The following is a 21745-nucleotide window of genomic DNA, read 5'->3' as shown; positions in this document are numbered from 1 at the left end:
GGACCACCACACCCCCTTGCGGCCGGGAGTGACGTCACTCACACAGCCCACTCGCGATGCCCCATTTGCCCCATCTGCTTAGCGTGAGGGCATGACCGCCCCGATACCCAGGGACATCCCGGACCTCCCCGCGATCCCGGGGATACCCGCGCCGCTGCCCGCCCCGGTTCCCGCCACCGCGGTGGTACCCCCCGTACGCCGCCCGCTGACCGCCGCCTTCCGCCTCCTGACCGCGCTGGCGGCGGCGGCCGGCGTGACGATCCTGCTGGCCCACGGCGACCCGCTGCGGGTACTGAGCCACTTCACGATCCAGAGCAGCATCCTGCTGATCCTCGTCCTCACCCTCTCGGCCCGCCGTGCCCGGACGGCCCGCAACCCGGTACGGCCCGCCCTGACGGGCGCCGCGCTCCTCTACGTCGTGAGCGCGGCCCTCGTCCACCACCTGCTCCTGGCGAACACGTCGAGCCCCTACGCGGTGCCGGGCACTCTGACGGGCGACACCGCACCGGCACTCCTCCAGTCGATCGCCGACCACACCCTGCACACGGCGGTTCCGATCGCGGCCGTCCTCGACTGGCTGTTCCTCACCCCACCCGGCCGCCTGCGCCTCCGCCAGGCCACCGGGTGGCTCCTGTACCCGCTGGCCTACCTGGCCTTCTCCCTCGCCCGGGGCGAGTACCTGCCCCCCGGCACGCCGGGCCGCTACCTCTACCCCTTCCTCGACGTCGCCCGGCACGGCTACAAGAGCGTCCTCGGCAACGCCCTCCTCCTCGGCCTGTCGATCTACGCCCTGGCCGTCCTCCTGGTCGCCCTGGACCACGCCCGCCCGAACCCCGTCCGCCACCACGGCAGAAACGGATTTCGTCTCCGGCCACCAGTGGGCTAAAGTAAACGACGTCGCCGCGACAAGCAGCGACATCGGGGTGTAGCGCAGCTTGGCAGCGCGCTTCGTTCGGGACGAAGAGGTCGTGGGTTCAAATCCCGCCACCCCGACAGTGAAGTACCAGGTCAGGGGCCTGATCCGCTTAGCGGGTCGGGCCCCTGAGTGGTTCCAGGAGATCGCTTGGGAGCCATCTGGGAGCCGAACTTGATGACTGGCTCCCTGAGGTAGGCAGCCGAGTAGAGCCCCAGAAGCACAGAAGATCAGCACGCGTGGCCTACTTGGTAGGTCTCATCCCAGGAAGACCAGGCAGACTGCGTCCCGGCTGTCGCGGCAGGGGGCGAACATCGCCAAGCCCTCCCGCTCACAGCAGCTGGATCTCCTTGGGGGGCGTCGCCTACCACCAGGCGCTAACCGCTTGTCGAGAAGCCAGCCTCGTGAGAAGCCATGTCGTCCGCTCGCCTCACGATAGGGTACGTGAGATCGACCACCAAGCGCGTTCGCCCTACCCAACAGGTCGTGCGGCCGGGCGTGTTGAGCGGCAAAGAGGCCAGATGGATCGCACAGCGCGTAGGTTTCTGGAACGGATCAGCCGAGGCGGCTCGACCGAGGACCCCATCCTGGAGCTAAGGGCTGTCCCGTAACTGCTGGTCGCGGGTGAGATGATCTTGTCGTGTCTGGTGTGATCACGGCGTCGGAGCCGTCCTGGATAGCCCCGTTCACCGGCCTGAGCCCACGACAGTTCGGCAGGCTGATCAACGCGCTGCGGCGCGAGGGTGCGGACCCCGTCCGCAAGGGCCGGCCGTGGAGCCTGCCGCTGGAAGACCGGGTCCTGCTGGTCGCGGCGTACTGGCGGACCAACCTGACCCTGCGGCAGCTCGCGCCGCTGTTCGGGGTGTCGAAGTCGGCCGCTGACCGCATCATCGACCACCTCGGCCCTGCTCTCGCGCTCCAGCAGCGCAAGCGGTTCCCCAAGGACACCGTGCTGATCGTGGACGGCACCCTGGTTCCCACCCGCGACCACAGCATCGCCGAGCAGTCGAAGAACTACCGGTACTCCACCAACCATCAGGTCGTCATCGACGCCGACACCCGGCTCGTCGTCGCGGTCGGCCGGCCACTGCCTGGCAACCGCAACGACTGCAAGGCGTGGGAGCTGTCCGGCGCGAAAGACGCCGTCGGGAAGACCACGGTCATCGCGGACGGCGGCTACAGGGGCACCGGCCTGGTCATCCCACACCGCCGCGAGAAAGGCCAGGCCGAGCTCCCGGCCTGGAAAGAGGAACACAACGCTTCCCACCGCAAGGTCCGCGCCCGCGTGGAGCACGTCTTCGCCGCGAGGCCATCGCCATCGTGGAAAGAGTGTCCGACCAGCTCAAGACAAGCATCTACAGCCGCGAGCATGTGATCTACGGTCTGGTGACGGACCTCAGGCGGCACCCAGACGACGAAACGGGGAAGGTAGGCGTCCAGGCCCTCCTCCAACGACGCAGCCGCACCATCTGGATGGATCTTCCAGACGCCGACTACCACACAGCAGTCCATTGCCATGACACCGGCACCGCAGTCCGCGTGCGCGGCGTGCTGACGAGCCCGCCCGGAGGCACCGCCACAATGATGGTCGTCGATTTCGGTCCTGATCCGTCCCTCGGCCAGTGAGCACTCAATGCGACGCTCAACTCAGGACAGGCCGGCGACTCCATCAGCCCCGGAGCGGTTCACTGCCACGTGCCGGATGCGACCTGCACACGCTGCCTGAATGCGGGCTTGCCAGGCTGTCCTCAAGGGAGCATAGATTGGCTCCAGTTGATCGTCAGGGGGAGCGGTGGCAGGGCGGGATCTTCGAACGCTGTTCAGCTCGAACGACCGGAGCATCGCCGCCAGTGAGGCGTTCACGAACCGGCAGGCACAGTGGCAAGCGGTGACCGTCGGCCTCGCTGAGCACATACGGCACGTGACCCGTGCGGACTTCGATGTGGAGGACCTGGAGGCTCCCCGCCGCAACATCCTGGTGTTCCATGGTGTGGGCGGGATCGGCAAGTCCACGCTCTCCCGCAAGATCGAGGCGTCGCTCGCCAGCAGCGAGCACCGTCCCGTGCAGTGGGAATCACCGTCCCACCCCGAGGAGCGGACGCTGCCGGTCCGCATCGACCTCGCGCGCGCCGCGGGCATGGACTTCGAGCGCGTCATCCTCACCATCCGTCTTGCCGTCGCCGCGCTCGGCCGGCCGATGCCCGCCTTCGACCTCGCCTTGCGCCGCTACTGGGAGCACAACCACCCGGGCGAACCGATCGAGGACTACCTGCGCCGGGGCGGACTGCTGAGCCGCTTCAGCGCCGCTGCCGCCCTGCCGCAGCAGATGCAGTCGGCCCTCAGCGACGTGGCCCAAGCGCTGCTCCTGCCCGGCACCGTCGGAGGTGCGCTCGGGCACGGGGCCGGAGCGCTCATCAAGGCGTTACGCGAGCGGCGCCAGTCCGTACGCGCCCTCGCCGGCTGCTCGCGCCTGGCCGACCTCCTGGAAGCCGAGCCCGACCTGGAAGCCCTCAGCTTCTACCCGCACCTGCTTGCCTGGGACCTGGTCCAACTCCCGGCCGACAAGAGCGCGCTACCCGTGATCCTGCTGGACACCTTCGAGGACACCGGCGACCGTACCCACCGTGACTTCGAGCGCCTGCTCCAGCGCATCGTGTGGCTGATGCCCAACGCGTTCTTCGTCGTCACCGGACGCAACCGCCTCCAGTGGGCGGAAACGAGCCTGGAAGGGCAACTCGACTGGACCGGGCCGAACGCCTGGCCCGGCCTCGTCTCCGACGCAGCAGATAGAGGGTCAGGCGTATCCGGCCGCCAGATCCTGATCGGCGACTTTACCGACTGTGCTGTGAGTGTCGGGGTCACTCGTCGGGGTGGTCCATAGGGCTTTCGCGTTCTCGTTTACCGATCTCGGCAAGGCTGTTCGTCGCGTCGGGATGCGGCGGGAGGGGCATGTGCGGAGCGTGATTGTCCTGGACGACATTCGTGTCCAGGAGATGGTCCGACGGGACGGGAGCCGGGCGTACACGATCGTGTGGCCGGACCTGACCGTGGACGAGGAGGCGGACTGCTTCCTCTGCCAGTACGAGGGCTCGGGGACGCAGAAGACGTACGCGTACACCCTTGTCGATCACCTGCGGTGGCGGGTGCGCGAGGGGCTGACGACGGCGAAGGTCTCGCTGTCGGATCTGCAGCGGTACATGGGGGCGGTCGGGGCACGGGTGCCGATGCCGTTCGGCGAGCCGTGGCGGATGCCGCCGAAACGTCCGTACGGCTCCGACGCCCTCAAGGTCACGGCCGCCTGCCTGAAGGGCTTCTACCTGCACCAATGCGCCCGGCAGGGGGTGAACCCGGAGCTGAAGGCGGCCTTGGACGTCCGACGGCTGCCGACTCAGCCGGACCGGGACCGGGTTCTGCTGGGGCATGTGGTGACCTCGATGTCGGCCAACCCTCTGACGCCGCCCGGCCGTTCGCGCCGCCGGCACCCCAAGATGCTCCCGGACGGGGCGAGGCCCGAGTTGCTGAGCGAGGTCAATACGGCCCGGGACGCGATGGTGGTGACCTGGCTGTCCGACACGACCCTGCGGATCGGTGGGCTGACCGGGCTGCACCTGGTCGACCTGCACCTGCGGGAGAACGCGGCGTGTGGCGAGTGCAGGGGTCCGCATGTTCATGTGTGTCACCGCGTGGCCAACCTGAACCGGGCAGCGGCGAAGAAGAAGCCCGAGTGGCAATTGCAGAACGGTGTGATCACCGGCGGGGAGATCTACCGGGTGAGCCCGGCGATGATCAGCACCTACTTCGCCTACATGACCACCGAGTACACGAAGTACGCCACCGGGCACGGGATGCTGCTGATCCAGCTGCACGGGTCGAACACCGGTGATCCGTGGACGGCCGACGCGGCCCGCGGCATGCTGCGGCGGGCCGGGAAACGGGCCGGTCTGCCCGGCCGCATCAAGCCGCACCAGTTCCGGCACAGCACGATGGGCAAGATCCTCGACGCGTCGGGCAACGACCCGCTGGTGGCCAAGGAGGCGGGCAACTGGGCCTCGATGAGGATGGTCGACGAGGTCTACGGCCATCCCGATCAGCACTCGCCGGGGTTCGTGGCCGCTTTGAAGGCCGTCTGGGGTGAGGAGGAGTGAGTGCTCCCGCCCGCCGACTGCTGCCCGTGCTGTCGCCGTCCTCGGTTCCGAGCCGCACCACCGGCGACCGGCTGGAGTTGCTGACCGCCCTGCTCAACGCGCCGACGTTCGACGTCGCCTTCCACACGGACGTGATCGACCTGCCCGGCGACCACCCCGTCTACGCCTGGGAGTGCGGCGTCCCGCGGTGCGAGCGGCCTCTGAACCCGGGCACGGAGTTCTGCCATATCCACCTGCGAGACTGGGGCCGACAACGCCGGGAAGGCGTCAGCGTCGCGGAGTTCCTTCGCACCGCCGAGCCGTTGAAGCAGGCGTCCTGGAAGACGCCGCCGCCCTGCCGGATCTGTCGCCATACTCCGTCCTGGAGTCCGGACCGGCTCTGTCACATGCACGCCACCCGGTGGCGCCGGGCCCAATATCCGCACCTCAAAGGGGGTGCTGCCCCGGACTTCGATGAGTGGGTCGCCAACCAGCCGGTGCTGGCCTCGTTCGGGCAGTGCCAGGTGGTGCCGTGCCCAGAGGCTGCGGTGCATGCGCTGGGACTGTGTCGGCGCCACCGGCTCCTCTACAACCGCGCCGGGTGTCCCGGCGGTGCCCGGCTTCCTCATCACTGGGGTCGGCTGGCCAATGAAGGACATACGTCCGGTCTCGTCAGCTACCAGGACGAGGCCGCCTTCCGGCGATGGTGCTGGGAGACCGGGCCGATCATGCGCTCTCACGGCAAGGTGTCACTGCTGGGCCTGAAACCTCTGGTCAAGGCCGAGATCCAATGGGCGATGTTCCACCACACCCAGACTCCAGCCCAGGGCACGAACTGGGCACTTCCCTGGATCCAGCACCTTGCCGAGACCTGCCGGACCGCCAAGGCGGACTCCCTGGCCGACCTCGACCTGGACACGTGCAACCGCCTCGTCCGCCAGGTGGGCACGGCGATGCTCGGCTACCTACGGCTGGTCTACTTCACCCGCGAGGACACCAAGGACGCCGGGTTCATCGAGACCGACCACTTCGGCGTCCGCTTCCCCCACGCCGGCAGCAGAATCGACCTGAGCCGAGTCACGCAGCGCTGGCTGCGGGACCTGCTCTGGGACTTCCTGGCCGCCCGGCTGAAGACGAACCCGCCGCGCAGCCGAACCAGTTTCGATCAACTCCGCCGGGGATGCGTGGAGTTGAGCGCCTACCTCGAAGGCTTCGTGCCGGGCGGAGGCCACGACCCCACGGTGCTGGCCGAGTCCCATGCAACCGACTTCGTCACCGATCAGCGGCAGCGAGCCCGGCATGGTCTGAAGTCGCTCGGCATCCACCATCATCAGGGCGATCGTCGGTCTCGACATGCCGGTGAGCCCTCAATTGCCACCGCCGGAACCCTCTCGACCGTCTTGATGAGTGTTCGTCGCGTCCTGCGCGGAGCACTGGAGACCGGGGCTTCTGACAAGATCGGACTGGACCGCAGCTTCATCGTCGCGATGCCGAGGGCCACGGCCCCAACGGGGCGTCGATCGCCGTTCCCCGACGACGTCGCCAGGGCCCTGGCCCACCCGACCAATCTGGCTAACCTCGAATCGTTCGACATCAACAACCGCGGGCTCCGGGACGCCTGGGAAACGCTCGTCCTGGTCGGCCGCCGCTGCGGCGAGGTCCTCAACGCCCGCCTGGAATGCGTCGGCCGGCTCAACGGACTGCCGATGTTCTGGCACGACCAGACCAAAGTCGGCAACTACGACGAGGCCATCCGCATCCCCGAGCGGCTCTATCAGCGGATCGAACGCCGCCAGGCAGTGACCGTCGCCCGCTTCACCCAGCGCTACGGGCAGCCCCCAGCACCGCGTGAACGCCTGCAGATCGCCCTGTTCCCCCGGCAGTACAGCAACCGCAACCTGCTCAAGGGCGTCAGCTACGGGTGGTTCCACAAACTGTTCCGGAACTGGGTCGACACGCTCGACATCGCCCACTGTGTTCCCCACCAAAGCCGGCACACGCTGGCGACGAACCTCTTGCGCAACGGCGCCGACCTCATTCACGTCAAGCGCTACCTCGGTCAGGTCTCCGGGCGGATGGCCGAGCACTACGTCCACCTCGCCAACACCGATCCCCGCCTCGAACAGGCCCTGCAGACCATCTGGGTGGCCGGTCCCGGATCGGACGAGCCGGGACTGATCCTGTCCGGCAGCGAGCCCATGTCCAAGGAGGAGGCCGAGGCCCTCGCCATCGACCTGACGCGGCGGTCCACCCCGGCCGACGGCGGGTTCTGCACTTTCCAGCACGTCGTCGACGGCGCGGCCTGCCCCTTCGACCTCAACTGCCACAGCTGCGAGAACTTCGTGATGTCGGGCGCCGACCTCGTCTACTGGCACCGCAAGCGTGAGCAGTGGCGCATGCTGGCCGAGCGCGCGCCGGACAGTGCGACCGCCGACTACCTCCACGAGGTCTTCGAGCCCACCGCCCGTGCGATCACCGGCCTGGAACGTGCGCTGGAAGCCGTCGGTCTCCTGGACGAGGCCCTCGCGCTCGACCTCCGCCGTCCCCAGGATTACTTCGGCCGCGTCTGGTCCACCGCTTTCCGAACCACGGACCTCACCGAGCCACCGGAGATCGACGATGGTGATGCTGCATGACATCCACTGCCGACTCCCCAGCGGCCGCGATCGCCGCTCGCCGCCGCCAGACCCGCACCAAACTGACCCAGCTTGAGAAGGCCATCACGCAGCTTCGCCGCGAACGCAGAAGGCTCAATGTCCGAGCCATCGCCGAGCGTGCGGGAGTGTCCGCCACCTTCTGCTACGAAAACCCGGACGCACGAGCCCTGGTCCAAGCAGCCGTCGCCGACGCCCGAAAACGGCGTGATCAAGGAGCCCAGCAGGAACACGAGCGCATCGAAGCCTCCTGGCGCGAGCGCGCACTCAACGCCGAGGAGGCCCTCACCCGCACCCAGGAGACCGTCTTCACCCAGCGCAAGCGGATCGGCGAACTGATGGGCCAGCTCCGAGACGTCGAACAGAGTGCCCCCGCGGACTCCGCCCCAGCCCTCCGCACCGAGAACGCCTCCCTCAAGCGCCGCCTGGACCAGGTGACCCAGGAGCACCGCTCACTCCAGGAGCGACTCGAAGGCGCCCGCTCCAACCTGCGGTTCGCCGAGAAGCGCATCGCAGACCTCGAAGCCCAACTTCTCGAACAGGCCCGCGAGGAGGAGCGGACCGGATTTTCGCGGTAGCGGGCTGAGGGCTGCGTTCAGTGCAGACGTCCGTGCGTTCGTCTAACGGTGGTCTTGCCGGAAGGGACCGCGGCGGTGCCGTACTGTCCCGTGAAGCCGTGGCGATCTGATAGTGCTGGTGCTCAGGATGGCTGGACTTGGTCGAAGACGGCGAGGGCTTCGGCGGGGTCCGGGCTCACGAGGCGTTCCAGACCGGCCATCGTGATCTTCGCCCACCTGCTGGCCCGTGCCCACATCTGTTCCTCGAAGGCGCGGACGGTCTCGTCCAGGTCTCCAGGGCCGGTGGCGAGTGACTCGGCGAGTTCGGCGCCTTCCAGCATCGCGAGGTTCGCGCCCGCCCCCAAAGGGGGCATCAGATGGGCGGCGTCGCCCAGTAGCGTCACCCCGGGGACGTGGGTCCAGGTGTGGGACACGGGCAAAACGTAGAGGGGGCGGTGAATGAAAGCGGTGCCGTGGCGGAGGAGGTCGAGGACGGGAGCGGCCCAGCCGTCGAACAGAGCCAGCAGGCTCGATCGCACGGCCTCGACGTCGGCCAGGTCCAGATCCGTGTGCCAGTCCAGCGGCGCGCGGAACTGGGCGTGCACCTTGACGTGGCCGCCGCTATTGCGCTGGGCGACGAGAGCTCGGTTCACGCCGTACACAGCCATGGAACCGTCGCCGATCAACCAGGCGAGGTCGGGGTGGCGGGTGTCGACGTCGTCGAGGGAGGTCTCGACCGAGGTAACGCCGGTGTAGTGCGGCGTCACCGACGAGACTGCCGGGCGGATCCGGGACCAGGCGCCGTCCGCGCCGATCACGAGGTCGAATGTCTCCTGTCGCCCGTCCGCGAAATGGACCAGTACGCCGTCCCGGGTCCCCGGCACCACGTGCGTCACGCCCCGACCCCACTGGACGTCGAGAGGGCCGAGCAGCAGGTCACGGAGTTGCCTGCGGTCGATCTCGGGATTGGCTCGGTCATCGGGACGGGGTTGCCAGTCGCGCAGGACGGCTCCGTCCGTGTCCAGGATGCGCATGGCCTGTCCCTCGGGACGGGACAGCGCCTGGAACTCCGCCAGCAGCCCCGCCTTGTCCAGCGCGAGCTGGCCCATCCCTTCGTGCAGGTCCAGCGTGCCGCCCGGGGGGCGGGCGTCGGGGGCGGGATCGCGTTCGAGGACGGTGACGGGGTGGTCATGGCGGTGCAGGACGCGGGCGAAGGTAAGGCCGGCAGGACCGCTCCCGACCACTGCGATGCGGTGTCTCATGTCGATACACTGTATTGCTCGTATACGGTGCAGCGCAACGGTACGGTGTGACCATGACTGTCTGGGACCGGCCGGAGCCGCCGACTCGCCCCGTGCCGCTCGACCGGGAGCGGATTGTCGCCGCGGCCATCGCACTGGCCGACGAGGGCGGTCTGGAGGCGGTGTCTGTGCGCAAGGTCGCGGCGCACCTGGACGCCGGTCCGATGCGGCTGTACAGATACATCTCCACCAAGGAGGAGCTGTTCGACCTCATGGTGGACGAGGTCCAGGCCGAGATTCTCCCCGGGGAGCAGCCCGGTGACTGGCGGGAGGCGCTGCGTATCCTCGCCCAGCGCACCAGGGAGGCCGCTCTCCGTCACGAATGGCTGGCCGACCTGCTCGGCGGTCGCCCGACCCTGGGGCCGAACGGCCTGGCCGTGACCGAGGCCACGCTGGCCGCCTTCGACGGCCTCGCCGATGTCGACACCGTCATGCGCGCCGTCGAGACTGTGAGCGCCTACTTCATCGGCGCGATCAGGCGCGAGATCGCGAACCTGCGGGCCGAGCGCGCCACGGGCCTGTCCAAGCACGACTGGCAGCGCGCCCACGGCCCGCATGTGACGAGAATGCTGGCCACCGGCCGCTTCCCGGCGCTGGCCAAGGCCGTGTACGACGGCACGGACGTGGACGCCGAGACGTCCTTCGCGACCGGCCTGGACTGGGTCCTCAACGCCGTGGCCGCCAAACTCACCCCTACGCCGACGTGACGCTCAGCCCTGACCCGTGGTGAGCGACCCGGCGACGCGCACAGCCGCTGCTTTGACGAGCGGCTCAAAACCGTCACGAACGTCCACGCGACGCATCGCCCCAGCTCAGAGTTCACCCGCACACATCGAGAGTCGGTAAAGGCGACTTCTCCTCCGAAGACTGCGAGGACTATCTGGCCCGCAGGCTCAGCCGCGACAGGCAGCCGCTGATCGACGAACCGGTCCGCCGGATCATCGCCGAGCGCTCCCACGGGCTACCCCTGTACCTGGACCTGTCGGTCATGCGCTACCTGGAGCTTCGGCGCAGTGGCAGGCAGCCACAGGTCACCGACTTCGATCACGACTTCCCCGCCCTGATCGCCCGAACCCTCAGCGACCTGACCGCCGAGGAACGCCACGTGCTCCGCTCGGTCAGCCTGCTCGACGCGTTCTCTGTTCCTCTGGCCACCCAGGTCGCCGGTATGGACCACGACGCGCCCGCCCTACGGCTGACCGAGCGCCCCTTCATCCGAGAGTCCTCCTGCGGTGTGTGGCCCTTTCATGTCCACGACTTGATCCGCGCCGCTATTCGCAACGCGGACGACGGCAGTGACGACCGTTGGTCGGACCAAGACTGGCAGCGCGCGGCCCAGCGCGCCTTCCATGCCCTGGAATCCCAGTGGCGCCAGGACCTGCGACGCGACCGCGCCGTGCTGGTCGGCTGTCTCCAGCAAGGGCTGCTCCTCGCACGGGACTTCCGTCTCGATCTCGGCTGGCTCGCCGATGCCGCATTCCAGTACGTAGGGGACTCCATCTGGGAACCGCTGGCACTTCCCGCAGCCGATGCCAGGTCGTCGGACGGCCTGCAGACTGCGGCGGACGCCCTGGTGGAAACACTCAGCGCCATCGCCCGGCGCCAGCACGAACACCGTGAAAGCACAGCTGGCCGGCTCTCTGCCGTCCTTGCATCGCAGCTGCTCCCGGATGACCTGGTCGAACTGGCCACGTACTACCTGGCGAAGGCCCAGCGGGACCTCGGCCTGACCGATGATTCGCGGCGCGGCATGCAGCGCGTCGCTTCCGCCGACGGTCGGCTCGCTTCCGCCGCTCGACGCGGCCTGGCACACCTGAGCCGACTGTCCGGAGATTTCCCGACGGCGGTGGAGGCCGCGGGGAGACTGGGCTGGGAGGGGCGGCATCATCGGGTGCTGGGAGACGTGTGGTGGGTGCAGGGGGACATGGAGCGGGCGACCGCCGCCTACCTGGCGGCCAGGAGCGAGGCCGAAGAACACGGTGCGGTCGGTGAGACCGCCATGGTCCAGGCGCATCTCGCCTTCGCCGTCTCCTTCGCCGACCCGCTCCGCGCCGACGATGAACTCGACTTGGCGGACCGGCTGCTGTCGCGCCTCAGCCTGCGCTCCAGCGAGATGACCGTTCGCATCGCCGCACTCGTACGCGACGCCGGTTTCTCCGTAGACGTGCCCGACCGGGCGGCCGTGCTGCTCGCCGAAATCGGTGTCTCCGGTATTTCCTACGCCGCGGCGAAACTGCAACTGGCCCTGTGCTTCCACCACGCCGTTCTCGACGCCCAGGACGTCCTCGTCGACGCGATCACCCGCCTGCGCGAACTCACGCAGCGCGGCGACTACGCCTACTACGTCGAGATCGCGCACTTCATGGCCGGCCTTCCGTTCCCCGAGCACACCGCGCGAGCTCGGTGGATCGGCGGAGAACGACAGACGCGCGAACGATGGCGGCACCTGGTTGAGACCCGTCGCAGTCGCCTCGGCACGACTCGTTAGGCCGCAACAGGCAACGTCGGCAGGAAGCCATTGACCCCACGGTGTCCGGGCGCCATCCGGGAGTCGACCCGCTCCCCATGCCCCCTCGAAACCACCGCACCCCAACGCCACTACGATCGCCGGTCATGGACTGGCTGGAGCGTGCCGCGAAGCTGAGGCAGTGGAGCAGAAGCGGGACCCGCGCTCCGCACAAGCCGCTGCTGTTCCTGTACGCGCTCGGGCGTTTCCAGCGGGACGCCGACGGTGAACTGCGGTACAGCGCGGTGGAGGACGACCTCGGACGGCTGCTGGCCGAGTACGGTCCGCCCAACAGAACGACGCCCGCCTACCCGTTCCACCATCTGGTGAGCGACGGCGTGTGGGAGGTGCGCACCGATCGCGGACCGGGCAGCCCCGGCAGTGGCGTGCGGGAGCTGCGGGAGATCGGAGCCGCAGGGCGGCTGACGCCGGAACTACGGGCGGCGCTGCGGCGCGAGCCGTCGCTGCTCGGCCGGATGGCACGGGTCCTGCTCGACCTGAACTTCCCGCCTTCGCTCCACGGCGACCTGTGCGAAGCCGTCGGCCTGGAGCTGGAGCCGACGAAGAGCGAACAGTTCTCGGCCGTGCGCGGGCGGCGGGATCCCCGGATGCGGGAGCAGGTCCTGACGGCATACGAGTACCAGTGCGCCTTCTGCGGCTACGACGGCAGGATCGGCGCGGTGCCGGTCGGGCTGGAGGCCGCGCATGTGCGCTGGTGGGCGTTCGACGGCCCTGACGACGTCGACAACGGCCTGTGCCTGTGCTCGCTGCACCACAAGCTCTTCGACAAGGGCGTCCTCGGCATCGGTGACAGTCACCGCATCCTGGTCTCGCAGCGCTTCGTCGGCCACAGCCCCGCCGCCCGCGAGCACGTCATAGCGCTCGCCGGCCGCCCGCTCATCGGACCTCAACCGGGTGCCAGTCCCGTCGCGGCGGTCCACCGCTCCTGGCACACCAGCCAGGTCTTCCACGGCAGCCCACGCCCCGCCCCGGCCGCCTGATCGCCGAGCGCCTATCACGTGACCCGCTGGTAAGGAGTGCGATACCGGGAGTATGGTCTCTTGTATGGCGACGAAGAAGGTAACCGTGACGATTCCCGAGGATCTCCTGGACGAGATCCGCGCGGACGCGGCAGAGCGGGGCCTGTCGGCGTATGTCGCCGAGGCGCTGCGCTTCAAGCGTGACCGGGACCGGCTCCTGGAACTGGTCGACTGGTTGCAGGAAGAGCACGGCCCCATCACCGAGGACGAGCATGCGGCAGCGCTCGTCGAGCTGGACGAACTCGACGCCGAACACGAGCGGCGTCGAACCGCCGGAAAGCACAACGCCGGAGAGGCTGCGTGAAGAAGCGAGCCGGTGAGCACGGACAGCGACCCCTCCGCGTCTTCGTACTGGACTGTGAAGCCCTGTCCCTTGCGGTGCGCGGCGACCGGAAGATGATCGCCTGGCTCGACCTCGCGGCACGCGGGGAGGCCGAGGTGGTGACGTCCCCGATGACACTGGTCGAGGCGTACGACGGCAGAACGACCGAGCAGCGCTGGGACTGGGTACTGTCCCGGCTCCAGGTCGTCGACATCGGGAAGGACGAGGCCCGCCAGGCGCGTCGTCTCCTGGCCGACGCCAAGTTGCACGGCCACAAGTACGCGATCGATGCTGTGCTCGCCGTCATCGCGCGACAGCAGAGGGGGCAGGTCACCGTCTTCACCTCGGATGTCGACGACCTGGAGAAGCTGGTACCGGACACGATCGTCGTCAAGAAGGTGTGACCCGACCCGCGCCCCTCCAGCGCCAGCGCCCACGCTGGTGAGCACCCGCGGTGCCATCGCGTACTTTGTGCGGACCACATCGGCAGTCTCCGACGCGAGGCAGCGGACGGCGAATAGCGTGGCCGACTCGACTTCCTGGCACTGACGGGCCGGTGGATTGTCTTGGGGTCACAGGGCTGACGCTCCAGCACCATCCAGCACCCTTGGGAGCCATCTGGGAGCCGCCCTGCTCCCGAAGCCCCCTCCACGCCACCCGAGACCAACCGGGACCACCTCCCTGACCTGCGCAAACACGATCCAGGCAGGAAAGATCATTAACCGATCCTCATTCGGGACGAAGAGGTCGTGGGTTCCAATCCCGCCACCCCGACACAGGTCAGAGGGCCAATCGCTTGATCGCGATTGGCCCTTTGTCATGAGCGGGGGGCCAAACAGGGGGCCAAACGAAGTTGATCAGGCTACCGCGCCGCCCTCTTCCTGCTGCTCCGCCTCCTCCCCTTCCTGATCATCGGCGAAGATGTCGTCCATGGCTTCGGCGCCCGTCGTGATCACGGGCCGGACGCTGCTTCCGGTAGACCGCCTCGGTCGTCGCCTGGCTGCTGTGACCGACCAGCAGTGCGATGGTCTCCAGCGGGATGCCATGGTCCGAGAGCAGGGACACAAAGCTGTGCCGGAGCTCCCGCGGCGTCCACTCCGGCTTCAGGCCGGCCTTTCGCACGATGGCCTTGAAGTCGCGCCGGAGGTTGGCCGCGTCGAGCGGCTCGCCGGTGCGGGTCGTGAAGACGCGACCGGCCGGACTCCACTCCATCCCCCGTGAGGCACGTTCCAGCTTCTGCCACCTCAGGTGCTCTTCGAGGACGTCGACTACCTGCTTCGGCAGAGCGATGGCCGCCGGCTCTTCCTGGTCTTCGTCTCACCGTGCTTGCGCACCGAGCGCCACACCGCGACGTGCGGCGGGATGCCGTCCCTCGTCCCCAGGAAGACGTGGTCCCAGGTGAGCGGGCGAGCCTCTTCCGTACGGACGCCGCTCAGGAGCGACAGCACCCGGTACGCGTACAGCCGCGAGCCTCGCGCGGCGGCGAGCACGGCTTTGGCCTGCTCCAGGTTCAGTGCCTTGCTCGGCCGGCCGGGGCGACCCTCCGGTGCTGTGACGAGCAGGGCGACGTTCCGCGCTGCCTTGTCCCTGCGCTGGGCGTGCGCGATGGAGCGACGCAGGATGGCCAGCAGGTCGCGCAGGCTTCGTGTGGCGAGCACTTCGGCCCTGTCATCCAACCAGTCGTCAACGTCGTCCGCGCTGAGATCCCTCAGCTTCGCCTTGCCGAGCAGCGGAATCAGGTGCTTGTTCGCCATGCTGCGGTTCTTGCTGAGAGTCAGTTCCTCGCGTCCCTTGAGGCCTCGCTCCAACCAGTCGTTCACAGCGTCGGCCACGGTGTAGTTCACTGGTGACTTGACTCCGGTCTGTACCTCCTTCTTCAAGTCGCGGATCTTCTGACGCACTTCGGTCTTCGTCTTGCCGTAGACCTTCGGCCGGCGGCGCTTGCCGTTCGGGGCGAAGCCCAGGGAAACGGCCCCGACGTACCGCTTCTTGGCCGGGTCCCAATAGATGGTGTCTTCGCCATGACCGGCCCTGGTGGTGCGCTTCGGGGTTTCGCTCATGCTGTGGTGTGCCTCCAAGAATGCAGGGCCGCGCCCTGAAGGACGCGGCCCTGTGGAACGGGGTGATGAGGAATTCAGTCGTTGGCTTCCGCCTCGCGCTTGAGGAGCTCGACGTACTGCGCGATGTACTCCGGCGGCACGAGTCGGCGACGGCCGATGCGGACGGTCTGAAGTCGTCCGAGGCGTATCTCCTCGTAGACCATCGAGCGTCCGATGCGGAGAGCCTTGGCCGCTTCCTCGGGTCGGTAGGGGAGCTGTTCGGCGGGTGCGGCAACGGTGCTCGTGCGGCGGTGCCTCCTCGGCAGGGTTCCGGGGGCTGTGGCCCCCTTCCTGTCAGGTCCGCTACTTCCGCTACCTCCGCTACCGCCCTGGTCAAAGGCATGATCCAGGTAGCGGATGGAGACAGCGGTAGCGGATGGAGCCGCTACCGGTCCCGGAGTCGTGGCCGGGGCGGGTAGCGGGCGGGGCGTCGCGGTAGCGGATGCGGAGTACCGATCCGCTACCGCTTCTAGGGCTCTGACCTGCCCGGTAGCGCCGGTAGCGGAAGTAGCGGACTTTCCGCGGGGGGCGGGCAGTAGCGCTGCCACGCGTCGTGCAGATCGGTCGCGTAGTAGCCCTTCATGACGCTTCCGCCGGTCTTGATGTTGCGGGCCGCAATCGGGGTGTCGTCCGCGGTCATGTACTCCCGCAGCATCCTCGACAGCCCGCGCGCGTCGAGCGGCTTGCCGCTCATGTCCGCCCACGGCGCCTCTTCGAGACTGTGCAGCCTGTCGAGGATGGCGACGGTGGGCAGACACGATCGATGCCGTTGAACACGTAGTCGCGGAGGTCCGTGAGCAGACGGATTCCGACGCTGCCCTTGTCGCTGGTCTTGGCCGCGTTCACCAGCTCGATGCAGGCGGCGCGCGCCCGCTCCGGTCATGTGCCGCCGGCGGCGTCCGCGATGGCGAGCAGGGGTTCCCACACGTCCGCGGGCCGGTCGCTGATGCCCTCCGGGAGCTCCGGGAACACCCCGTCGACCTGGTCGCGGACGGACTGCGCCCAGGTGGACTCGGCAGCATGTGTCATGAGCACGGCACGGAAACCGACCGAGTAGCCAGACGACAACAAGCAGGTAGGAATCACTTGCGTGCCCAGTCTGGTCATCCGGGCCGGGGCCGAAGGACTTGGCGAGGCGTTCGAAGACGGCGTCCAGGCCCTTGGTCTCCATGCTGGCGAGTTCGATCACAATCGTGGTGATCTCGTCGTACCAGGCGTGGCAATCTTTCGGGACTCAGGGTACTGGTTCCACTCGTCGGTGAGGTCATCTTCCTCATGCGCCGGGTTGGGCACCCACCACTGGCCGTCGCGCCTCTCGATGAAGGTCAGCATGTCGTCCAGCACGCTGCGCACGGCAGTGAACACATCCTCCTCACCGTTGTACGCGTGTCCGGCGAGCGTGGTGACAAGGATGGACGGCGTCCGGTTGTCGATGTCCTCCGCGAACGTGATCACGCAGTGCCACTTGAGGAACGTGGTGGAGGCCGATGAGGGTTCAGCGAGTGTCGAGGGCCGACGTCATTCCTCGCGATACTGAGCGAAAACCCGCTGTTGCTCGTCCTGCCAGCTCCAGTTCGCCGACCGGGAGAAGGGCAGGCTTCGGGCAAGGGCGGAGAACTGGTCGGATGGCTCTCGGCTGGCCTTGTTCACCACGATCGCCGAGAGCATCGGTGCTCGTCCGTCTTCGTTGCGGTGAAGGCAGACGTCCTTGAGCAGGTAGGTCATGACCCCGCGGTGAGGCGGGACGGAGTCGAAGCCCTGTGCCGCCAACTCGGCGCTCAGCTCCCCGTACGTGATGGTCTGTCCCTGCCCGGCCCACTTCCGCAAGATCTCCACAGCCGTTTCGACCGCCGCCGGGTACTCCGGGTCCTTGATCCTCATTGCCCCTCCCCCATCGCGTGGACACTGCCCAGCCTGCGCATCGTACCGGCCGGACACCGGCCCGGTACGGCTACTGGCGGTACATCAGCGAAGTACAGCAACCCCCTCGCATCAGAACCGTCTCCCCCGCCCATCAGTTCTGCGGGGCCCTTGGCGTGGCCTGAGTGGGCTTGACGGCGAATCCGCTGGCTGCCGCCGGACTTCGAGCAGCGCTGCGCCCGAGCGGGCCGCCCTTTCCGTCCAGCCGCATAGCTCGCAGTACGTGGAAGCAGCTCATGGGGAGCGAGCAGGTTGTGGCTCGGGTTGCGCTACTTCGGGTCGCGGGCGAACAGCGACGTGGACCAGAAGTAGCCGAGCACTGCCAGGGCCAGGCACCAGGCCACGGCGAGCCATCCGTTGTGGCCGATGCCGGTGCCGAGGAGGAGTCCGCGCAGGGTCTCGATGGCCGGGGAGAAGGGCTGGTACTCGGCGATGGGCTGGAACCAGCCGGGCATGGCGTCGACCGGGACGAAGGCGCTGGACAGCAGGGGGAGAATCATCAGTGGCAGGGCATTGTTGCCGGCAGCTTCGGGGTTCGGGCTGGACAGGCCCATGCCGACCGCGATCCAGGTGAGCGCCAGGGAGACGAGCGTCAGCAGCCCGATCGCCAGCAGCCACTCCAGGGCGGTGGCCTCGGTGGAGCGGAAGCCGATCGCGACAGCGACGGCTCCGACGAGCAGCACGCTCATCATGCACTGCAGCACGCTGCCGACGACGTGCCCGATGAGCACCGAGCCGCGGTGGATGGCCATGGTGCGGAAGCGGGCGATGATGCCTTCGGTCATATCCATGGTGACGGAGACGGCGCTGCCGATGGTGGTGCCGCCGATGGTCAGCAGCAGGATGCCGGGTACGAGATAGGCGACGTACGCGGAGCGGTCGGCCCCGCCGCCCCCGATGCCGGCACTCATCACGTCACCGAAGATGTAGACGAAGAGCAGCAGAAGCATGACCGGCGAGAGCAGCAGGTTCAGCGTCATCGACGGGTAGCGGCGGGCGTGCAGGAGATTGCGGCGCAGCATCGTGGACGAGTCGCGCACGGCGAGGACGAGGGTACTCATCGGGCGGTCTCCCTGGGCTGGTTGGGTACGCCGTCTCCGCTGGTCAGGGCGAAGAAGACGTCGTCGAGGTCCGGTGTGTGCACGGACAGTTCGTCGGCCTCGAGGCCGGCCGCGTCGAGCCGGTCGAGGAGGGAGCGCAGTCCGCGCTGGCTGCCGTCACTGGGGATCTGGAGCGTGAGTGCCGCGTCGTCGCGCTGCGTCTCGGGTAGGGCGGACACGGCATTCTCGTAGGCGACCGGATCGGTGAAGCGGAGGCGGACGTGGCCGCCGGGGATCAGTCGCTTCAGCTCCTCGGCGGTTCCCTCCGCGGCGATGCTGCCGTCGTTCAGCACCGCGATGCGGTCGGCGAGTTCGTCGGCCTCCTCCAGGTACTGGGTGGTGAGGAAGACGGTGACGCCGTCGGAGACCAGCTCGCGGATGATCTGCCACATGTTGTGCCGGGAGCGCGGGTCGAGGCCGGTGGTCGGCTCGTCGAGGAAGATGATGCGCGGGTTGCCGACCAGGGTCATGGCGATGTCGAGGCGGCGCTTCATGCCGCCGGAGTAGGTGGCAGCGGGCTTCCTCGCGGCCTCGACCAGATCGAAGCGCTCCAGCAGCTCGGCGGTGACGCGGCGTCCCTCGCGCTTGGACAGGTGGTGCAGGTCCGCCATCAGGAGCACGTTCTCCTCGCCGGTGATCAGACCGTCGACCGCGGAGAACTGCCCGGTGACGCCGATCGCGGCGCGGACCGCCTGCGGGTCGGCGGCGAGGTCGTGGCCCGCGACCTGGGCGTGCCCGCCATCCGCGGTGAGGAGCGTGGAAAGGATCTTCACGGCGGTGGTCTTGCCCGCCCCGTTCGGGCCGAGCAGGGCGAACACGGACCCGGCCGGGATGCGCAGGTCGATGCCGTCGAGGACGGTCTTGTCACCGTACGACTTGCGCAGACCGACGGCGGAGATGGCGGCGGGCGACTGCGGACCGCCGTCCCATTTGGATGTGGGCATGACAGATGAAGGCATGGAGCCCTCCGTTTCGAAAGCTGGGGCGGGTCGGGGGAAGCGGCGTTCAGGCCCGGGCGCGGCGGACGTCGATGTTGCCGTACCTGGTGCGGGCGTGGATCTTGACGGTGTCCTCGGTCTCCTGCGGCGCGTCGGACGCGGTCAGCGTGTTGCGCACCTGGCCCGAGCCGGAGTTGACGTCGAGCCAGGCGGCCGTGCCCTCGCGAACACCGACCTCGATGGCGCCGTAGTTCGTCTCAAGCCGGACGGTGCCGCGGGCCACCTCGGCCACGCGCACGGTGCCGTGGGCGGTGGTGGCGGTGACGGAGTCCTCGGCGCGGTCGATGCTGATGTCGCCGTGGGCGCCGCTCACCCGCGCCTCGCCGGTCACGGCGCCGACGGTGGTGGTGCCATGGGAGTTCTTCAGGACGGCGGGGCCGTCGACGAGGCCGACGCGCAAGCTGCCGGAACTCGTGGTGATCTCGGCCCCGCCCTCCACCCGGTCCACGATGACCGAGCCGTGCGAGGCGGTCAGGTTCAGCGGGCCGGTCGTATCGAGGCGGGCGTCGCCGGAAGAAGTCTTCACGCGGACCTCGCCGAGCCGGCCCTCGCCGAGCACCTGGGTCCAGGCGCCGGTCATGTCGATGCGCGAGCCCGTGGGCAGTTCGACCGTCACGTCGACGACGCCGGTGCGGCCGAGACCGAACAGGCTGGGCTTGGGCGTCATGACGGTGAGGACCCCGCCCGCGTACGTGACGTCGGTCTGGTCGGCCGTCCGCATGTCCAGGTCCTTCTTCGGGTCGCGTGGCCGCACCTCGACCACGGTCTCGAGGCGGTCGCTCGCGGTGAACTGGATGGAACCGGCCTCCACGCGTGCGGTGAGCGAAATCGGTGCGGGAGTGTCGAAAGAAGGCATGGCTGTCCCGTCCTCTTGGGTCTACAGGGCGTCCCCGCTGGTGGGACGTGATGTGGATGAAGTCGTACCGGGCGCGGGCGCGGCTAGCGCACCCAGCCCGTGAAGCTCTGGCCGACGCTCCGGCTCTTCTCCGTCGTCCGCGGCCGGGAGCCGCCCTCGACCGCCGCCGACACCGCGCGCACCAGCCACGCGTTGACCGAGAGGCCCTCGCGGCTCGCGGCCTCCTCGGCACGGGCCTTGAGGTGGGCCGGCAGCCGCAGGTTGACGCGGGCGGTGCCGCCCTCGTCGCTGTCGGCCGGGGCCCTGAGCGCTTCGACGGGTGCGGCCGGTTCCGCGGGGGCGGCCCCGTAGGTGGGCGGCGGTGTCACCACGAAGTCGGGGTCGAGCCCGCGCAGCCGTACGTCGACCGAGCCGGGGGCGAGCTCACGGGTGATCTCGTCCATCGCGGCGGAGAGCACGTTGAGCAGCGTCAGCCGGGTCGCCGACTCCAAGGGAGCCGTGAGCCTCTCGGCCAGCTCGCGGGCGTCGTCGCCGCCGGCTTCGGCGGCCACCGCGAGTTCGCGGCGGAGGGTGTCGACATACGGCGTGAGATCCATGACGTCATCATGGCACCACAATGGCGCCATGTGCAAGCCCGGATAGCGCGCCACCGCGGGCGAGCACTTGAGGTACTGCCTGAGATGGGAGAATGCGACACGTACACGCCTGATCCCGATGGCGCCGCGCGCACTGTAGAGGTTCTATGGCATCGCATGGCGTCACATGGTGCCACATGGTGCCACGTGGCATCACCAGGCGCCGCCCTGTGTGCCACTGAACCCGGGGCGCCCTGAGCGCTCCTCAGGACGTGGCCGCCGCCGGCACGTCCGGTTGCTGCGGCTGTCGTTCCGGCGCGTCCGTGCGGCGAGGACCATGGTGAGGCCGCCGCCGGGTGCGTCCTCGGCGTGCAGGCTGCCGCCGATGGCCTGGGCGAAGCCGCGGGCGACCGCGAGGCCGAGGCCGTTGCCGTCGCCGCGCGGGGCGTCGCCGTAGCGCTGGAAAGGTTCGAAGATGCGGGACTTGGCCTCGTCCGGGACACCGGGCCGGTCCACGACCCGGACCTCCACCCGGTCGGCCCTGGCGCTCGCCGAGACCAGGACCCCCTCACCCGGCGGGCTGTACGCCACGGCGTTCTCGACGATGTCGGCGACCGGCCCTTCCAGCAGGCCGCGGTCGACGTCCGCCAAGGGCAGGGTCTCGGAGATGTCCAGCTCCACGCTGCCCTCGGGTACGCCGCCCAGCGCCATCGAGATGACCTAGCTAGTACTCCAGTGCGGTTTCGTGATCTATCCAGCGGGTTCGCCGACGGCTCGTCG

Annotated in this window: 20 protein-coding genes, 1 tRNA gene and 3 pseudogenes; 13 read left to right on the top strand and 11 right to left on the bottom strand. The window is 68.6% G+C overall.

Translation table 11 applies throughout. The features are described from left to right. The first annotated feature begins 91 nt into the window (after positions 1–91). The 8 genes from ACFF45_RS12555 (at position 92) to ACFF45_RS12520 (ending at position 8269) form a co-directional block, all read left to right on the top strand. The gene (locus ACFF45_RS12555) at positions 92–886 is read left to right on the top strand and encodes a Pr6Pr family membrane protein (protein ID WP_381345724.1); all 795 of its coding nucleotides are present in this window, start codon (positions 92–94) and stop codon (positions 884–886) included. 33 nt (positions 887–919) lie between these two features. Next, positions 920–993, top strand: a tRNA-Pro gene (locus ACFF45_RS12550). Positions 994–1553: 560 nt separating this feature from the next. Continuing rightward, on the top strand, positions 1554–2288 hold the full coding sequence (locus ACFF45_RS12545; RefSeq protein ID WP_381345722.1) for a transposase: 735 nt from the start codon (positions 1554–1556) through the stop codon (positions 2286–2288). Beyond that, a complete protein-coding gene (locus ACFF45_RS12540) occupies positions 2243–2539 on the top strand; it encodes a hypothetical protein (RefSeq protein WP_381345720.1) in 297 nt (98 codons plus the stop codon). The genes ACFF45_RS12545 and ACFF45_RS12540 overlap by 46 nt, the downstream gene beginning before the upstream one ends. A 295-nt stretch (positions 2540–2834) precedes the next feature. Beyond that, complete coding sequence (locus tag ACFF45_RS12535) at positions 2835–3794, top strand: hypothetical protein (protein WP_381345719.1); 960 nt, start codon at positions 2835–2837, stop codon at positions 3792–3794. 70 nt (positions 3795–3864) lie between these two features. Continuing rightward, positions 3865–5058 carry a tyrosine-type recombinase/integrase gene (locus ACFF45_RS12530; RefSeq protein ID WP_381345718.1) on the top strand — a complete coding sequence of 398 codons (1194 nt, stop codon included), beginning with the start codon at positions 3865–3867 and terminating at the stop codon, positions 5056–5058. Continuing rightward, positions 5055–7673 (top strand): tyrosine-type recombinase/integrase, encoded by a 2619-nt coding sequence (locus ACFF45_RS12525; RefSeq protein ID WP_381345717.1) that lies wholly within the window; start codon positions 5055–5057, stop codon positions 7671–7673. The genes ACFF45_RS12530 and ACFF45_RS12525 overlap by 4 nt, the downstream gene beginning before the upstream one ends. Continuing rightward, positions 7670–8269: a DUF6262 family protein gene (locus tag ACFF45_RS12520; protein ID WP_381345715.1), complete on the top strand. Its 600-nt coding sequence runs from the start codon at positions 7670–7672 to the stop codon at positions 8267–8269. Before ACFF45_RS12525 ends, ACFF45_RS12520 begins: the two co-directional genes overlap by 4 nt. A gap of 122 nt (positions 8270–8391) precedes the next feature. Here the strand turns inward: ACFF45_RS12520 and ACFF45_RS12515 are convergent, their stop codons facing one another. After that, entirely contained in the window at positions 8392–9510 is a 1119-nt protein-coding gene (locus ACFF45_RS12515; RefSeq protein WP_381345713.1) for an FAD-dependent oxidoreductase, read from the bottom strand. Positions 9511–9563: 53 nt separating this feature from the next. Between ACFF45_RS12515 and ACFF45_RS12510 the strand changes: the two genes are divergently transcribed. The 5 genes from ACFF45_RS12510 (at position 9564) to ACFF45_RS12490 (ending at position 13821) form a co-directional block, all read left to right on the top strand. Beyond that, entirely contained in the window at positions 9564–10256 is a 693-nt protein-coding gene (locus ACFF45_RS12510; protein WP_381345711.1) for a TetR/AcrR family transcriptional regulator, read from the top strand. Between the two features lie 281 nt (positions 10257–10537). Further along, a complete protein-coding gene (locus ACFF45_RS12505; protein WP_381345709.1) occupies positions 10538–12037 on the top strand; it encodes a hypothetical protein in 1500 nt (499 codons plus the stop codon). Between the two features lie 125 nt (positions 12038–12162). After that, complete coding sequence (locus ACFF45_RS12500; protein ID WP_381345707.1) at positions 12163–13056, top strand: phosphorothioated DNA-binding restriction endonuclease; 894 nt, start codon at positions 12163–12165, stop codon at positions 13054–13056. Between the two features lie 64 nt (positions 13057–13120). Then, the gene (locus ACFF45_RS12495; protein WP_039657654.1) at positions 13121–13399 is read left to right on the top strand and encodes a ribbon-helix-helix domain-containing protein; all 279 of its coding nucleotides are present in this window, start codon (positions 13121–13123) and stop codon (positions 13397–13399) included. Further along, positions 13396–13821, top strand: coding sequence for a PIN domain-containing protein (locus ACFF45_RS12490; protein WP_039657652.1), 426 nt, complete (start codon positions 13396–13398; stop codon positions 13819–13821). Before ACFF45_RS12495 ends, ACFF45_RS12490 begins: the two co-directional genes overlap by 4 nt. Before the next feature lie 453 nt (positions 13822–14274). Here the strand turns inward: ACFF45_RS12490 and ACFF45_RS12485 are convergent. The 10 genes and pseudogenes from ACFF45_RS12485 to ACFF45_RS12440 form a co-directional block, all read right to left on the bottom strand. Beyond that, positions 14275–15477, bottom strand: a pseudogene (locus ACFF45_RS12485) (site-specific integrase). A gap of 74 nt (positions 15478–15551) precedes the next feature. Then, positions 15552–16064, bottom strand: coding sequence for a helix-turn-helix domain-containing protein (locus ACFF45_RS12480; RefSeq protein ID WP_381345705.1), 513 nt, complete (start codon positions 16062–16064; stop codon positions 15552–15554). Continuing rightward, positions 15986–16521: pseudogene (locus ACFF45_RS12475) on the bottom strand (DUF3631 domain-containing protein); the annotation flags it as partial. The gene ACFF45_RS12480 and the pseudogene ACFF45_RS12475, both read right to left, overlap by 79 nt. A 180-nt stretch (positions 16522–16701) precedes the next feature. Further along, positions 16702–16971 carry a hypothetical protein gene (locus tag ACFF45_RS12470; protein ID WP_381345703.1) on the bottom strand — a complete coding sequence of 90 codons (270 nt, stop codon included), beginning with the start codon at positions 16969–16971 and terminating at the stop codon, positions 16702–16704. Between the two features lie 63 nt (positions 16972–17034). Beyond that, positions 17035–17397, bottom strand: coding sequence for a hypothetical protein (locus ACFF45_RS12465; protein WP_381345701.1), 363 nt, complete (start codon positions 17395–17397; stop codon positions 17035–17037). A gap of 308 nt (positions 17398–17705) precedes the next feature. Next, positions 17706–18497, bottom strand: a complete 792-nt coding sequence (locus tag ACFF45_RS12460; RefSeq protein WP_381345699.1) for an ABC transporter permease — start codon at positions 18495–18497, stop codon at positions 17706–17708. After that, the gene (locus tag ACFF45_RS12455) at positions 18494–19480 is read right to left on the bottom strand and encodes an ATP-binding cassette domain-containing protein (RefSeq protein WP_381345697.1); all 987 of its coding nucleotides are present in this window, start codon (positions 19478–19480) and stop codon (positions 18494–18496) included. The genes ACFF45_RS12460 and ACFF45_RS12455 overlap by 4 nt, the downstream gene beginning before the upstream one ends. Positions 19481–19541: 61 nt before the next feature. Next, positions 19542–20390 (bottom strand): DUF4097 family beta strand repeat-containing protein, encoded by an 849-nt coding sequence (locus ACFF45_RS12450; protein ID WP_381345695.1) that lies wholly within the window; start codon positions 20388–20390, stop codon positions 19542–19544. Between the two features lie 83 nt (positions 20391–20473). Next, positions 20474–20986 carry a toxin-antitoxin system HicB family antitoxin gene (locus ACFF45_RS12445; protein ID WP_381345693.1) on the bottom strand — a complete coding sequence of 171 codons (513 nt, stop codon included), beginning with the start codon at positions 20984–20986 and terminating at the stop codon, positions 20474–20476. Positions 20987–21178: 192 nt separating this feature from the next. Then, positions 21179–21685, bottom strand: a pseudogene (locus ACFF45_RS12440) (sensor histidine kinase); the annotation flags it as partial. Positions 21686–21745: the final 60 nt, after the last annotated feature.

It is taken from the genome of Streptomyces cinereospinus, from assembly GCF_042430725.1.
GTDB lineage: Bacteria > Actinomycetota > Actinomycetes > Streptomycetales > Streptomycetaceae > Streptomyces > Streptomyces cinereospinus.
Note: the sequence above shows the minus strand (reverse complement) of the source record. Positions and strands in the feature narration are given on the sequence as shown.

What these genes read in the sequence shown, in the direction of transcription:
- ACFF45_RS12450 (WP_381345695.1), bottom strand. Translation starts at nt 20,390, where the DNA reads ATGCCTTCTTTCGACACTCCCGCACCGATTTCGCTCACCGCACGCGTG.
- ACFF45_RS12505 (WP_381345709.1), top strand. Translation starts at nt 10,538, where the DNA reads ATGCGCTACCTGGAGCTTCGGCGCAGTGGCAGGCAGCCACAGGTCACC.
- ACFF45_RS12515 (WP_381345713.1), bottom strand. Translation starts at nt 9,510, where the DNA reads ATGAGACACCGCATCGCAGTGGTCGGGAGCGGTCCTGCCGGCCTTACC.
- ACFF45_RS12555 (WP_381345724.1), top strand. Translation starts at nt 92, where the DNA reads ATGACCGCCCCGATACCCAGGGACATCCCGGACCTCCCCGCGATCCCG.
- ACFF45_RS12445 (WP_381345693.1), bottom strand. Translation starts at nt 20,986, where the DNA reads ATGGATCTCACGCCGTATGTCGACACCCTCCGCCGCGAACTCGCGGTG.
- ACFF45_RS12500 (WP_381345707.1), top strand. Translation starts at nt 12,163, where the DNA reads ATGGACTGGCTGGAGCGTGCCGCGAAGCTGAGGCAGTGGAGCAGAAGC.
- ACFF45_RS12495 (WP_039657654.1), top strand. Translation starts at nt 13,121, where the DNA reads ATGGCGACGAAGAAGGTAACCGTGACGATTCCCGAGGATCTCCTGGAC.
- ACFF45_RS12455 (WP_381345697.1), bottom strand. Translation starts at nt 19,480, where the DNA reads ATGCCCACATCCAAATGGGACGGCGGTCCGCAGTCGCCCGCCGCCATC.
- ACFF45_RS12465 (WP_381345701.1), bottom strand. Translation starts at nt 17,397, where the DNA reads ATGAGGATCAAGGACCCGGAGTACCCGGCGGCGGTCGAAACGGCTGTG.
- ACFF45_RS12520 (WP_381345715.1), top strand. Translation starts at nt 7,670, where the DNA reads ATGACATCCACTGCCGACTCCCCAGCGGCCGCGATCGCCGCTCGCCGC.
- ACFF45_RS12460 (WP_381345699.1), bottom strand. Translation starts at nt 18,497, where the DNA reads ATGAGTACCCTCGTCCTCGCCGTGCGCGACTCGTCCACGATGCTGCGC.
- ACFF45_RS12510 (WP_381345711.1), top strand. Translation starts at nt 9,564, where the DNA reads ATGACTGTCTGGGACCGGCCGGAGCCGCCGACTCGCCCCGTGCCGCTC.